Source organism: Buttiauxella sp., assembly GCF_035271705.1.
In the GTDB taxonomy this organism is placed as follows: domain Bacteria; phylum Pseudomonadota; class Gammaproteobacteria; order Enterobacterales; family Enterobacteriaceae; genus Buttiauxella.
Genome location: NZ_DATERI010000213.1, coordinates 1 through 14,534, shown reverse-complemented (window position 1 = coordinate 14,534; position 14,534 = coordinate 1). Strand labels below are relative to the sequence as shown.

Genomic DNA, 14,534 nt, shown 5'->3' with positions numbered 1-14,534 from the left:
CCGCCTTCCTGCCGCTCGAATTATTTAGGGCATTAATCTAAGCGCTTACTAGCGCGACTTTTTCTTACTCTGAATTGTGTGGTCATGCCCACATGCTTCAGGATGGCTACAGGCTTCAACTTCTGCACATGCGCTGCATAAACCATGCGCCTCGATGACATTATGATGCAGAACAAATCCTAACTGGGCAGCCAGTTGATGCATGATATCTTCCACACCTTTCGCACTATGCTCCTTTACCGCACCACACCTGTCGCAAATAAACATTGCTGATGAGTGAGTCGGCTGATCAAACAGATGGCACAACACGTAGCTGTTAGTTGACTCAACGCGATGTACAAAGCCTTGTTCGAGAAGAAAATCGAGCGCACGATACACCGTCGGAGGTTTAGCTTGTGGTTCACTGACACGTAATAAATCCAGTAAATCATAAGCGCTGATTGCACCCGCTTGCTGCGTCAATAAACGCAGCACTTCCAGGCGTTGTGGCGTCAGGCGCACATTACGCTGCTCACATAGTTTTTCAGCCTGCGCTAACACGTTTTGTGAAGTCGTGATGTCCATCAGCATTCCCCTGTAGATTAGCCCTACACTTTATCACAACGCGCAAAAAACGCCGAGTGGCGCGCCATTCTGGCCACATCCTTTTGAGATGACTATCCTGGAGTTTGTTATGAATAAACCTGATTGCATCCGCCACTGGAAAGAACTGGAAGGTGAAGATAAGTCAACGTATCCAGACAGCGCTGAATTGTTTTCTATCGGCGCACCGCTGGCTCGCAAACTTGGGCTAACACGACTGGGCATTCATCATGAGCGTCTGCCTCCTGGTCGCCGGACGTCCTATCCCCATGCGGAAAGCAGTGAGGAAGAGTTTGCATATGTTCTGGAAGGGCACCCGCAGGTGTGGATCAACGGCCATCTTTACCCGCTTGAACCTGGTGATAGTGTTGGCTTTCCGGCCGGAACCGGCATCTGCCATACCTTTATTAACAACACAGAACATGAAGTCCGGTTGTTAATTGTGGGAGAAGCCAATAAAGCTAATAACAGAATTTACTACCCCTTAAACCCCTCTTATGCAGCACAACGTAAAGATCGCTGGATTGACCATCCACCCCAATTCTTCGGCCAGCATGATGGTCACCCTTCCCGGAAACCGAACGGTAAACTATAAATAAGCCTATAGGAAATAAAGAAATATTAACCTGAGCAGAATGATTCGGGATGCCATTTGGGTGAGACCACCCGCTTTAAGTCTTTTCTTCACAGCATTATCCACTCCTGTTGGTTTTTTTTCCGGCAGGGGATGAGTCCTAAATCTGAAGTAAGACAGGCGGGCAGTAAATGATAAAAATCAAATCATTAGTGGCGATAAACGCCGCTTTTTTATTTATAGCAAATAACGCGAATGCGGCGGGAACATGGACAGAATCGCGCAATGATGCGATGGGAGGCACCGGTGTTGCATCATCCCGGTGGAGTAGCGCAGTACTGATTAACCCGGCTTTACTCACCAGCAGCCGGGAGGGCGATAACGCCGCACTCCTGATTCCGTCTATCGGTATGCAGATAACCGACCCCGAAAACCTGCAAGATAGAATCGACAACCTCAGCCATTCGGCTGAGGATTATCTGAATTCCGCCAATGTCCCGTTGCAGCAGATTATTCTAAATCCTGGGCTATATCGCCAGATGCAAAGCGATGCGGCAGATCTCTCTACCCAATTGAAGAATGTCAGAGGCGATGAGGCACGTGCAAAAGCGGGTGGTGCACTGGCGGTAAGCATCCCGAATGAAGTATTACCTTTTGCATTTGTCGCCAAAGCGTATGGGACAGGCAGAGTCACGTCAGATATCACTCAGCACGACCTCGATTATCTGGATGGGATCGCCAACGGGACTGTTATCCCTAACCCTAATGACCTGCAATACTTAACCTCAAAGGGTTTTGGCCGAGTGGCCGTCGTCTCGGATTACGGTGTCGCGGTGGCACACAAGTTTGATGTGGGTGGAGTTCCTGTCTCTGTTGGCGTGACGCCAAAGCTGCAATATACCCAGCTGTATAACTACAGCACCTCGGTTTACCAGTTCAGTAATGATGATCTCACTGACAATCGTTATCGCAATTCCAACACGGGTTTTAACATCGATGCGGGGCTGGCGGCAGACTTCGGTGATTCCTGGACCGTTGGCTTGAGTGGGCAAAATCTGGTGTCTCACGATATCGACACTAAAGTGGTTAATGGCTTCAAAGATACCTATCAGATTCGCCCATTGGTCACCACGGGTGTGGCCTGGCACAGCGATTTTCTGGTATTGGCGACCGATGTTGATCTCACCGAAACCAAAAACTTCAAAAGTGAAGATAACTCGCAATTTGTGGGCATTGGCGCGGAAATCACCCCGCTGCCCTGGCTTGCAGTGCGCGCAGGTTATCGTGCGGATATGCGCTCCAACGAAAGCAATGTCTTTACTGGCGGCGTGGGTTTCGCACCTCTCGACGTGGTTCATGTTGATTTAATGGGCTTATATGGCCAGGACGAAACGTGGGGAGCGGGTGTCCAGGTGGGTATGACGTTCTGATTTTATCCTGCGGTCGCACAACAAGTGCTGGCCGCAGGTTTATGCTATAGTAGCGACCCATTTTTAACCGTATCCCGTAAACGCCCAGTGCCTATGTCCTCACAAACAAACCAGACTCCCTTCCAGCCACATCGTTTTTCCATTGCGCCGATGCTTGACTGGACTGACCGCCACTGCCGCTATTTTTTGCGCCAGCTATCAAGCCAGACACTGCTGTACACCGAAATGGTGACAACCGGTGCAATCATTCATGGCAAAGGGGACTATCTGGCGTACAGCGAAGACGAGCATCCTATCGCGCTACAATTGGGTGGCAGTGATCCGGCCGCTTTAGCGCAATGCGCGAAACTGGCTGAAGAACGTGGCTACGACGAAATTAACCTTAATGTCGGTTGTCCGTCTGATCGCGTACAAAACGGCATGTTTGGCGCGTGCCTGATGGCTGATGCCCAGCGGGTGGCAGATTGCATCAAAGCGATGCGCGACGTGGTTTCTATCCCTGTCACCGTCAAAACACGTATCGGCATTGATGACCAGGACAGCTACGAATTCCTGTGTGATTTCATCGGCACGGTAGCGGGGAAGGGGGAATGTGAGATGTTCATCATTCATGCCCGTAAAGCCTGGCTTTCTGGTTTAAGCCCGAAGGAAAACCGTGAAATTCCGCCGCTGGATTACCCGCGAGTGTATCAACTCAAGCGTGATTTCCCGCACCTGACGATGGCAATCAATGGCGGAATCAAAACGCTGGAAGAGGCCAAAGCGCATCTGGAACATATGGATGGCGTCATGGTCGGGCGCGAAGCCTATCAAAATCCAGGCCTACTGACGGCAGTTGATCGCGAGATTTTTGGTGTGGATTCACCTGAAGTGGATACGGTTGCTGCGGTTCGTGCCATGTACCCGTACATCGAGCGTGAATTGGCTAACGGGACCTATCTCGGTCATGTGACTCGCCACATGCTGGGATTGTTCCAGGGGATCCCTGGTGCGCGCCAATGGCGTCGTTATCTGAGTGAGAACGCGCATAAACCTGGAGCCGGCATTGCGGTGGTTGAGCATGCCTTGTCTCTGGTTGCGGACAAACGCTAAGTTTTTTCAGCAATAACTGTGTGATTTGCTCAGGCATTGCGGTGTTGATCACAACCTCGTATCTTTCAGACTAAGTATGCAGGTTGTGGCGTATCAATTATTTACCAAACCTGACATTATTACTGGGTTGCGAAAAAACGAATTCATCGTGCTGTACCCTACAGACAGCGCGAACAAAAAAAAGAATGGGCTTCCCTTGGGAAGCCCAAATTCTTTTATGGAATCAGTAAGCTAGAGCCTTGTGTACTGCGGCTCTCCAGCGTTTTATGTGCCAGAGCGGCATCGCTCAAGGCAAACTTCTGGTCTTCCGCCACATCAACTTTGATAACACCGCTGGCAATCAATGAGAACAGCTCATGGCAGGCTTCTTCCAGCTCTTCACGCGTGGTCAGGTAACCATTCAAAGATGGACGAGTAACATACAGCGAGCCTTTCTGGTTAAGGATCCCAAGATTCACGCCTGTTACCGGGCCAGAAGAGTTACCAAAACTGACCATCAGCCCCTGGCGTTGCAGACAATCGAGTGATGCTTCCCAGGTGTCTTTCCCGACCGAGTCATAAACCACCGCGACTTTTTTACCGCCTGTTATTTCTTTTACGCGTTCGACAAGATTCTCTTCGCGATAGTTAATGGTCTGCCAGGCTCCGGCATTCCGTGCGCTTTCTGCTTTTTGCGCCGAACCCACGGTACCAATCAGTTTTGCACCCAGCGCTTTGGCCCATTGGCAAGCGATAAGCCCAACACCCCCGGCGGCGGCATGGAACAGGAACACCTCGTTGGGTTTAATTTCGTAGGTTTTACGCAACAGATAATAGACTGTCAGACCTTTGAGGAATGAAGCGGCGGCTTGCTCAAAAGAGATGGCATTGGGCAGTTTTGCGACTTTATCCGCAGGGACATTATGCACGCTGCTGTATGCGCCAAGCCCGGATTGCGCATAGACAACACGATCACCGACATTAAGATGCGTTACCGCGCTACCCACTTTACTCACCACGCCCGCAGCTTCGGTTCCCAGACCACTTGGCAGCATCGGCGGCGGGTACAAACCGCTACGAATATAGGTATCGATATAGTTGATACCAATCGCTTTGTTTTCAACTTGTACTTCGTGTTCTGCGGGGGCACCAGGGGTAAATTCGACGACTTTTAACACTTCAGGCCCGCCGTGTTGGCTAAATTCAATGCGTGTTGCCATGAGAACTCCTTCTGTTTCCTCGGAGGGAGATAGAGTAAACTCTCGTCTCTCTAATCTGAATTTTGGTAACTCCCTCACTATGGCAGGAAATAAACCCTTCAACAAACCGAAGGAATACCGCGACCGTCAGATGGAAGGGCTGAAAATGCCGCCACATTCTCTGGAAGCGGAGCAGTCGGTGTTGGGCGGTTTAATGCTGGACAACGAACGCTGGGATAACGTTTCCGAGCGCGTCGTGGCTAACGATTTTTTCAGCCGTCCACACCGCATGATCTTCACCGAAATGCAGCGTTTGCTCGAAATGAGCAAGCCAATCGACCTGATCACGCTTTCCGAGTCTCTGGAACTTCAGGGCAACCTGGAAAGCGTGGGTGGTTTCGCCTATCTGGCCGAATTATCTAAAAATACGCCAAGTGCTGCGAACATCAGTGCTTATGCCGACATCGTGCGTGAACGCGCCGTTGTTCGTGAAATGATTGCCGTGGCGAATGAAATCGCCGATGCCGGTTATGACCCGCAAGGGCGTTCCAGCGAAGATTTACTCGATCTGGCCGAGTCACGCGTGTTCCAAATTGCTGAGAGCCGCGCAAATAAAGACGAAGGGCCAAAAAGCATCGACCAAATCCTCGAAGCGACGGTCTCGCGTATCGAAACGCTCTTCCAGACCCCTCACGATGGTGTAACGGGTGTGGACACGGGCTACCAGGATTTGAACAAGAAAACGGCTGGCTTGCAGAAATCTGACCTGATTATCGTGGCGGCGCGTCCGTCGATGGGTAAAACCACGTTTGCCATGAACTTGTGCGAAAACGCCGCGATGTTGCAGGAAAAACCGGTGCTGATTTTCAGCCTCGAGATGCCCGGCGAACAGATCATGATGCGTATGCTGGCGTCATTATCTCGCGTCGACCAAACCAAAATCCGTACCGGCCAGTTAGATGATGAAGACTGGGCGCGTATTTCGAGCACCATGGGCATCTTGCTTGAAAAACGCAATATGTACATTGATGACTCATCCGGCCTGACGCCAACGGAAGTGCGTTCTCGTGCCCGCCGTATCTATCGCGAACATGGCGGCCTGAGCCTGATAATGATCGACTACCTGCAGTTGATGCGTGTGCCTTCGTTGTCTGACAACCGTACGCTGGAAATCGCTGAGATTTCACGCTCGCTAAAAGCGCTGGCCAAAGAGCTACAAGTGCCGGTTGTGGCGCTCTCACAGCTTAACCGCTCCCTGGAACAACGTGCTGATAAACGCCCGGTTAACTCGGATTTGCGTGAGTCCGGCTCCATCGAGCAGGATGCCGACTTAATCATGTTCATCTACCGTGACGAAGTTTATAACGATAACAGTGACGAGAAAGGCATCGCGCAAATCATCCTCGGTAAACAGCGTAACGGCCCAATCGGTACCGTGCGCCTGACGTTTAACGGCCAATTCTCGCGTTTTGATAATTATGCGGGACCTCAATACGACGAAGACTAAATCCTCTTCATCATTCAAGCTGCAAGTGCGTTAGCTGCACTCGCTCACCCCTGTCACTTAATTTAGTAAGCTCCAGGGGATTCACGAGTTTGCCGCCTTCTTGCAGCCCGAACGATTTTGAGGATTAGGGCAATCCAAATATTAAATTTAAGCAAGGAACGAACATGCAAGCGGCAACCGTAAAAATTAACCGCCGCGCTCTGCGACACAACCTCCAACGCCTGCGTGAACTGGCTCCTGCCAGCCGCATGGTGGCGGTAGTGAAAGCAAACGCATATGGGCATGGTCTGCTGGAGACAGCCCAAACACTGCCTGATGCAGATGCATTTGGCGTCGCCCGTCTTGAAGAAGGCGTTCGTTTGCGCGCGGGGGGGATTACTCAGCCCATTTTGCTGCTTGAAGGGTTCTTCAACGCAAGCGACCTCCCGACCATTGCCGAACAGAACTTCCAGACCGCAGTCCACTGCATCGAACAGCTCGAAGCGCTGGAGCAGGCGCAACTCAGCCACCCGATTACCGTGTGGATGAAGCTTGATACCGGCATGCACCGTTTGGGTATCCTGCCGCACGAAGCAGAGGCGTTCTATCAGCGCCTTTCTCGCTGTAAAAATGTCACACAACCGGTGAATATCGTCAGCCATTTTGCCCGCGCCGATGAGCCGGAATGTGACGCCACACTGCGCCAGCTCGATATTTTCAATTCGTTTACCGCAGGCAAACCGGGGCAGCGCTCTATTGGCGCGTCTGGGGGCATCTTGCTGTGGCCTGATTCGCATATGGATTGGGTCCGTCCTGGTATTATTCTGTATGGCGTTTCACCCCTTGAGCAAAAACCGTGGGGCACGGACTTTGGCTTCCAACCGGTCATGTCACTGACCTCCAGCCTGATTGCTGTCCGTGAACACAAAGCGGGTGAAGCGGTGGGTTACGGCGGCACCTGGATTGCTGAGCGCGATACCCGTCTGGGCGTAGTCGCGATTGGTTATGGCGACGGTTATCCGCGTGCAGCACCTTCTGGCACACCTGTGCTGGTGAATGGCCGGGAAGTGCCGATTGTCGGGCGCGTTGCGATGGACATGATTTGTGTCGACCTGGGCCCACAATCAGAAGAAAAAGTGGGTGATAGCGTCGTGATGTGGGGAGACAATCTCCCGGTTGAGCGGATCGCTGAAATTACAAAAGTGAGTGCTTACGAACTTATCACGCGCCTGACTTCAAGGGTTGCGATGGAATACCTGGAGTAATTTTTCTTCACTTATCCACCCTACAAATTCCCGTGATAAACCTCTCGATCTCTGCCCAACTTCCGGTTTACAGTGTTTGTCCGCCACACTGTAAACCAGGAGAACCTCACCGTGTTTCAAAAAGTTGACGCCTATGCTGGCGACCCAATCCTTTCCTTGATGGAACGTTTCAAAGTTGATCCGCGCAGCGACAAGGTAAACCTCAGCATCGGCCTCTATTACAACGAAGATGGGGTCATCCCGCAGTTACAGGCTGTTGCTCAAGCTGAAGAACGGTTGAATTCTCAACCGCATGGCGCATCGCTGTATCTGCCGATGGAGGGTCTGAACAGCTACCGCAGCGCGATTGCACCTCTGCTGTTTGGTGCAAACCATCCGGCATTGCTTGAAGGGCGTATCGCCACAATTCAAACGCTTGGCGGCTCCGGCGCGTTAAAAGTGGGTGCGGATTTCCTGAAAAGCTATTTCCCGAATTCGCAGGTGTGGGTCAGCGATCCGACCTGGGAAAACCATGTCGCTATCTTTGGTGGCGCGGGTTTTGAAGTAAATACCTACCCGTGGTTTGATAGTGAAACCAACGGTGTGCGCGTCGAAGCGTTGCTGGAAACCCTGCGTACGCTGCCTGCGCAAAGCATCGTGCTGTTGCATCCGTGCTGCCATAACCCGACAGGCTCTGACCTGACTGACGCACAGTGGGATGCAGTGGTTGAAATCCTGAAAGCCCGCGAACTGATTCCGTTCCTCGACATCGCCTATCAGGGCTTTGGCGCAGGTATGGAAGAAGATGCCTACGCGATTCGCGCGATTGCGAGTGCGGGGCTGCCTGCGTTAGTCAGTAATTCGTTCTCGAAGATATTTTCAATGTATGGCGAACGTGTCGGCGGGTTGTCGGTCGTCTGTGAAGATGCTGACGCGGCAGGCCGTGTATTGGGTCAGTTGAAAGCCACCGTGCGCCGTAACTATTCCAGCCCGCCAAACTTTGGTGCGCAGGTTGTGGCTGCGGTGCTGAATGACGAACAGCTGAAAACCAATTGGCTGGCCGAAGTTGAAACCATGCGTCGCCGCATTCTTGATATGCGCCAGGCGTTGGTTTCCGTACTGAAGGCTGAAATGCCAGAGCGTAATTTTGACTACCTGTTGAAACAGCGCGGGATGTTCAGTTACACCGGATTGAGTGCGGCACAGGTTGATCGTCTGCGTGACGAGTTTGGTGTTTACCTGATTGCCAGCGGCCGTATGTGTGTCGCTGGACTAAACAGCAATAACGTACAGCGCGTGGCGCAGGCATTTTCTGCAGTAATGTAAGTGCTCACTTACTTATATTAAGCCCTCACCCTAACCCTCTCCGCCAGGAGAGGATTAGGGTCCGGTTGACTCCTTCTCTCTCAGGGAGAAGGCCGGGATGAGGGGGGTTTTTCACAAATTCCATTCTGTGATCATCGCCTTTTTCTATGACAAATCCTGAAAAATTCCTTTTACTCACCGCCACTCGCGGGTATGTTCGGGTAGATTTTTGACCATTTGTTCCACTTTCTAATGATAAAAACCGATTAAAAAGGGAAGACGATGCGTAAAATTACCCTGGCATTAAGTGCCGCGTGTTTGTTATTTGGATTGAATCAGTCTGTTATTGCTAAGGAATCTGCACCCGCGCCACTGAATCCTGGCGTCACTGTTGTGCAACTGGCGCAACAAGTCCCGATTCACTGGGTATCTGTCGCACAAATTGAAAATAGCTTGTTAGGCCGTGCGCCGATGGCGGTGGGTTTCGATATTGACGATACAGTACTTTTCTCAAGCCCTGGCTTCTATCGCGGGCAAAAAGAGTATTCCCCAGGTAAACAGGATTACCTGAAAAATCCGGCCTTCTGGGAAAAGATGAACAACGGCTGGGATGACTTCAGCATGCCCAAAGAGGTCGCGAAAAATCTCATCGCGATGCACCTCAAACGCGGCGACAGTATTTACTTTGTTACGGGTCGTAGCCCAACGAAAACCGAAACCGTCACTCAAACGCTGCAAAAAGATTTCCATATCCCGCATGACCGGGTGAATCCGGTTATTTTTGCGGGTGACAATCCTGGGCAAAACACCAAAACCCAGTGGTTGGAAGATAAGAAAATCAAAGTGTTCTACGGTGATTCTGACGGTGATATTACCGCCGCTCAGGATATAGGTGCCCGCGGCATTCGCCTGTTACGAGCCTCCAACTCAAGTTATCAGCCTTTGCCAAAAGCGGGTGCTTTTGGTGAGGAAGTGATTGTTAACTCTGAATATTAATTTCCCCGTCATACTTCGAATTACAGCCGTGTTGGCTGTACTCACTTACCCCCAGTCACTTACTTGAGTAAGCTCCTGGGGATAAGTTCATTTGCCGCGTTACTGCAACTCGAATTATGTAGGGAAAATCACGCTTCTTTCTCCGCACACTTCCTGAATTGCCGTTTTTTTCATCAAAACTTCCCCGTTGAGTTTACCTTTTGGCGAGTTGCTCGCACACTTAGAATTTGTAGGGTGGATAAGCGGCAGCGTCATCCACCATTGACGGCTGTTGTGTCGGGTGACGCTACACTTACCTGACCAACAAAAGAAAGACTGTTCAGCACATCGTTTTCACGCGAGTCCTTCAAGGGGAATTAAATGACCAATTCGGAGCTATTGCAGTACTGCATGAACAAACCCGGAGCGGAACAAACTGTTCATAGCGACTGGAAAGCAACACAAATCAAAGTTGCGGATGTGATGTATGCGATGGTGCATGACGTGGAGCAACGACCTGCGGTTTCGTTAAAGGCAAGCCCGGCACTCGCTGACTTGTTACGTGAGCAACACAGCGATGTTTACCCTAGTGCACATCTTAATAAAACACACTGGAGCACGGTTTATCTGGATGGATCACTGCCTGATTCGCAGATTTATTATCTGGTGGATGCCTCTTATCAGCAGGCATTATCGCTGCTGCCAGATCAGACCCGGCAGCAGCTTTCTAACTGATTATTTCATACCCGTCATACTTCAAGTTGCATCATTGTTGGTGGCGTTCACTTACCCGAATCACTTACTGATGTAAGCTCATCGGGATGCGTTCTCTTACCGCCTCGATGCCACTCGAATTATTTTGGGTATAGCAAAGGCTTGAGGAAGTGCGCGGTATGCGACGCTTCGCACTGGGCGACAGTTTCTGGCGTGCCAGAAACGAGGATCTCACCGCCGCCGCTGCCACCTTCTGGGCCGAGGTCGACAATCCAGTCTGCAGTTTTAATCACGTCCAGATTGTGCTCAATAACCACAATGGTATTGCCCTGATCGCGCAACTGATGCAGAACTTCCAACAACTGCTGGATATCGGCAAAGTGCAGGCCAGTGGTTGGCTCATCAAGGATATACAACGTCTGTCCGGTGCCACGCTTAGAAAGCTCACGCGCCAGTTTCACACGCTGTGCTTCACCACCTGACAAGGTCGTCGCAGACTGGCCAAGACGAATGTAAGACAGACCCACCTCGATTAACGTTTGCAGCTTACGCGCCAGCGCAGGTACGGCATCAAAGAACTCACGAGCATCTTCAATGGTCATATCCAGCACTTCGTGGATGCTTTTGCCTTTGTACTTAATCTCCAGCGTTTCGCGGTTGTAGCGTTTGCCGCGGCACTGATCGCATGGAACATAAATATCCGGCAAGAAGTGCATCTCGACTTTGATAACACCATCGCCCTGGCACGCTTCGCAGCGCCCGCCACGTACGTTAAAGCTGAAACGACCTGGTGTATAACCTCGCGCGCGGGATTCCGGCACGCCAGCAAACAGTTCACGCACGGGGGTAAACACACCGGTGTAGGTCGCAGGGTTAGAGCGCGGCGTACGGCCAATCGGACTTTGGTCGATATCAATAACTTTATCGAAATGCTCCAGGCCGTGAACGTCGCGATACGGTGCAGGTTCAGCAATCGTCGCGCCGTTAAGCTGGCGTTGGGCGATAGGGAATAACGTATCGTTAATCAGCGTGGATTTACCGGAACCAGACACCCCGGTGACACAGGTGAACAAGCCTACCGGTAGCGTCAGGGTCACGTCTTTCAGGTTGTTACCTTTCGCGCCAACTAACTTCAACACTTTCTCAGGATCGGCGGCAACTCGGGTCTTCGGTACGGAGATTTCACGTTTGCCGCTGAGGAACTGCCCGGTGAGCGATTCTGGCACTGCCATAATATCTTCCAGCGTGCCTTCAGCGACAACCTGGCCGCCGTGCACACCGGCACCAGGGCCGATATCGATAATATGGTCTGCGGCGCGAATGGCATCTTCGTCGTGCTCGACCACAATCACGGTATTACCGAGATCGCGCAGGTGAATCAGGGTTTCCAGCAGGCGTTCGTTATCGCGCTGATGCAGACCGATGGACGGTTCATCCAGCACGTACATCACACCGACAAGACCCGCACCAATCTGGCTTGCCAGACGAATACGCTGCGCTTCACCGCCGGAGAGGGTTTCTGCGGAACGCGAAAGTGACAGGTAATTCAGACCGACGTTAACCAGGAATTTCAGGCGATCGCCAATCTCTTTGAGCACTTTCTCAGCGATTTGCGCACGCTGGCCGCTGAGTTTCATGTTCTGGAAAAACTCCATTGCATGGCCAATGCTCATATCAGAGATGGTCGGCAACGGGGTATTTTCGACATACACATGGCGTGCTTCACGACGCAGACGTGTACCTTCGCAGCTTGAACATGAACGGTTGCTGATAAATTTCGCCAGCTCTTCGCGCACTGCGGAAGACTCTGTCTCTTTATAGCGGCGTTCCATATTATGTAAAACGCCTTCGAACGGATGACGGCGCACCGACGTATCACCACGATCGTTTATATATTTGAATTCAATGCTTTCTTTACCCGAGCCGTTTAGCACCACGTTTTTCACGCTGTCGCTCAGTTCATTCCACGGTGATTCGATATCGAATTTGTAATGCTCTGACAGAGAACGCATCATCGTGAAGTAATAAAAATTACGACGATCCCAGCCGCGAATCGCACCGCCAGCAAGCGAAAGCTCACCGTTTTGCACTACACGCTCAGGGTCGAAATACTGCTGCACGCCAAGCCCATCACAGGTTGGGCAAGCACCGGCTGGGTTGTTGAATGAAAACAGGCGGGGTTCCAACTCGCGCATGCTGTAGCCGCAAATCGGGCAGGCAAAGTTTGCCGAGAACAGCAACTCTTCGGCTTTTGCGTCGTCCATATCGGCGACCACCGCAGAACCACCGGATAAATCCAGCGCGGTCTCAAACGACTCGGCCAGGCGCTGTGCTAAATCTTCGCGCACTTTGAAACGGTCAACCACCACTTCAATGGTATGTTTTTTCTGTAATTCCAGCTTTGGCGGATCTGACAGATCGCACACTTCGCCATCGATCCTGGCGCGGATATAACCCTGGCTTGCGAGGTTTTCCAGCGTTTTGGTGTGCTCGCCTTTTCTGTCTTTAATGATGGGGGCGAGCAGCATCAGGCGCTTGCCTTCTGGCTGCGCTAAAACGTTATCGACCATCTGGCTGACTGTTTGTGCCGCCAGCGTGACATCGTGGTCCGGGCAGCGTGGCTCACCCACGCGGGCATACAGCAGGCGCAGGTAGTCATGAATTTCAGTGATGGTGCCGACAGTTGAACGCGGGTTATGGGACGTGGATTTCTGCTCGATAGAAATCGCAGGCGACAAACCTTCAATGTGGTCCACATCCGGCTTTTCCATCAACGACAGGAACTGACGTGCGTAGGCGGAGAGGGATTCTACGTAACGACGCTGCCCCTCGGCGTATAAGGTGTCGAAAGCCAGTGAGGATTTGCCAGAACCCGAAAGCCCAGTCACGACAATCAGCTTGTCGCGTGGAATGACGAGGTTAATATTTTTGAGATTGTGGGTGCGGGCGCCCCGAACTTCGATCTTATCCATTCACCTTTCCCGGTTTAAACGCTTTTTGCCAGGCCGCACAGGAGGCCGCCGACGATCACAAACGGCTAATTATGACACAATAAAACCTGAATGAATATCCAGTGTTTTAATGCAACAATGTATACCTCAGCGACATTCTGGAATGCATCCCGCAGCTATAAAGATTAGAGGTGGCGTGGTAGAATCGAGGGTTTACACTATTCATTAAACGTTTCAGGAGACACGATCATGGCCAGCAGAGGCGTAAACAAGGTGATTCTCGTCGGGAATCTGGGTCAAGACCCGGAAGTACGCTACATGCCAAATGGTGGCGCAGTTGCCAACATTACTCTGGCCACGTCAGAGTCCTGGCGCGATAAGCAAACCGGCGAAACCAAAGAAAAGACTGAATGGCACCGTGTAGTGCTGTTCGGCAAACTGGCAGAAGTGGCGGGTGAATACCTGCGTAAAGGCTCCCAGGTTTATATCGAAGGTGCATTGCAAACGCGTAAATGGACTGACCAGGCTGGCGTTGAAAAATACACCACCGAAGTCGTTGTTAACGTTGGCGGCGTCATGCAAATGCTGGGTGGCCGTGCAGCAGGCGGAGCTCCAGCTGGTGGCGGTAACCCAGGTCAGCAGCAAGGTGGTTGGGGTCAGCCTCAGCAACCGCAGCAGGGTGGCAACCAGTTCAGCGGCGGCGCGCAATCTCGTCCGCAGCAGAGCGCACCAGCACCATCTAACAATGAACCACCAATGGACTTCGACGACGATATTCCATTCTAGAGTTGACCATTGATGTTTTTGTAAAGTTTAGGCTGAGACCCCCGCACTGCGGGGGTTTTTTTATCGGTGCAGCTGCTTTTCCCCCTCCATGCGACAAAAAGCTGTCACGACGCAGTAAAAATCGATCAAAAAATAAACCCAATTAAACATTATAAAAACAATTAGTTAAACTTTAATCTTCATTTGAAGCTTTTTTAATCATGTCGTGCTGATCACA

General features: G+C 51.4%; 12 protein-coding genes. 9 read left to right on the top strand and 3 right to left on the bottom strand.

The annotated features are described in order from the left end of the window. Positions 1 to 48 precede the first annotated feature (48 nt). Positions 49 to 564 (bottom strand): zinc uptake transcriptional repressor Zur, encoded by a 516-nt coding sequence (zur, locus tag VJY99_RS19030; protein WP_324121274.1) that lies wholly within the window; start codon positions 562 to 564, stop codon positions 49 to 51. Positions 565 to 673: 109 nt separating this feature from the next. Here zur and VJY99_RS19025 point away from each other — a divergent pair, with 109 nt between their 5' ends. The 3 genes from VJY99_RS19025 to dusA all read left to right on the top strand — a co-directional run bounded on the left by VJY99_RS19025 (position 674) and on the right by dusA (position 3,678). After that, the gene (locus VJY99_RS19025) at positions 674 to 1,177 is read left to right on the top strand and encodes a cupin domain-containing protein (protein ID WP_324121272.1); all 504 of its coding nucleotides are present in this window, start codon (positions 674 to 676) and stop codon (positions 1,175 to 1,177) included. Between the two features lie 170 nt (positions 1,178 to 1,347). Continuing rightward, the gene (locus VJY99_RS19020; RefSeq protein ID WP_324121270.1) at positions 1,348 to 2,586 is read left to right on the top strand and encodes a conjugal transfer protein TraF; all 1,239 of its coding nucleotides are present in this window, start codon (positions 1,348 to 1,350) and stop codon (positions 2,584 to 2,586) included. A gap of 93 nt (positions 2,587 to 2,679) precedes the next feature. Then, positions 2,680 to 3,678 (top strand): tRNA dihydrouridine(20/20a) synthase DusA, encoded by a 999-nt coding sequence (gene dusA, locus VJY99_RS19015; RefSeq protein WP_324121268.1) that lies wholly within the window; start codon positions 2,680 to 2,682, stop codon positions 3,676 to 3,678. A gap of 215 nt (positions 3,679 to 3,893) precedes the next feature. Here the strand turns inward: dusA and VJY99_RS19010 are convergent, their stop codons facing one another. Next, the gene (locus tag VJY99_RS19010; RefSeq protein ID WP_324121266.1) at positions 3,894 to 4,877 is read right to left on the bottom strand and encodes a quinone oxidoreductase; all 984 of its coding nucleotides are present in this window, start codon (positions 4,875 to 4,877) and stop codon (positions 3,894 to 3,896) included. Positions 4,878 to 4,956: 79 nt separating this feature from the next. On the opposite strand from VJY99_RS19010, the gene dnaB reads away from it, so the two are divergent. The 5 genes from dnaB to VJY99_RS18985 all read left to right on the top strand — a co-directional run bounded on the left by dnaB (position 4,957) and on the right by VJY99_RS18985 (position 10,601). Beyond that, positions 4,957 to 6,363, top strand: coding sequence for a replicative DNA helicase (dnaB, locus tag VJY99_RS19005; RefSeq protein ID WP_324121265.1), 1,407 nt, complete (start codon positions 4,957 to 4,959; stop codon positions 6,361 to 6,363). 164 nt (positions 6,364 to 6,527) lie between these two features. Continuing rightward, positions 6,528 to 7,607, top strand: a complete 1,080-nt coding sequence (gene alr / locus VJY99_RS19000; RefSeq protein ID WP_324121263.1) for an alanine racemase — start codon at positions 6,528 to 6,530, stop codon at positions 7,605 to 7,607. 111 nt (positions 7,608 to 7,718) lie between these two features. Then, positions 7,719 to 8,912, top strand: a complete 1,194-nt coding sequence (gene tyrB / locus VJY99_RS18995) for an aromatic amino acid transaminase (RefSeq protein WP_324121261.1) — start codon at positions 7,719 to 7,721, stop codon at positions 8,910 to 8,912. Positions 8,913 to 9,173: 261 nt separating this feature from the next. After that, complete coding sequence (gene aphA / locus VJY99_RS18990) at positions 9,174 to 9,887, top strand: acid phosphatase AphA (RefSeq protein WP_324121259.1); 714 nt, start codon at positions 9,174 to 9,176, stop codon at positions 9,885 to 9,887. Positions 9,888 to 10,247: 360 nt separating this feature from the next. Continuing rightward, entirely contained in the window at positions 10,248 to 10,601 is a 354-nt protein-coding gene (locus VJY99_RS18985) for an MmcQ/YjbR family DNA-binding protein (RefSeq protein WP_324121257.1), read from the top strand. Positions 10,602 to 10,720: 119 nt separating this feature from the next. On the opposite strand, the gene uvrA is transcribed toward VJY99_RS18985, so the two are convergent. After that, on the bottom strand, positions 10,721 to 13,552 hold the full coding sequence (gene uvrA / locus VJY99_RS18980; protein WP_324121255.1) for an excinuclease ABC subunit UvrA: 2,832 nt from the start codon (positions 13,550 to 13,552) through the stop codon (positions 10,721 to 10,723). A gap of 228 nt (positions 13,553 to 13,780) precedes the next feature. Here uvrA and ssb1 point away from each other — a divergent pair, with 228 nt between their 5' ends. Further along, positions 13,781 to 14,317: a single-stranded DNA-binding protein SSB1 gene (ssb1, locus tag VJY99_RS18975; protein ID WP_324121253.1), complete on the top strand. Its 537-nt coding sequence runs from the start codon at positions 13,781 to 13,783 to the stop codon at positions 14,315 to 14,317. Positions 14,318 to 14,534 lie beyond the last annotated feature (217 nt).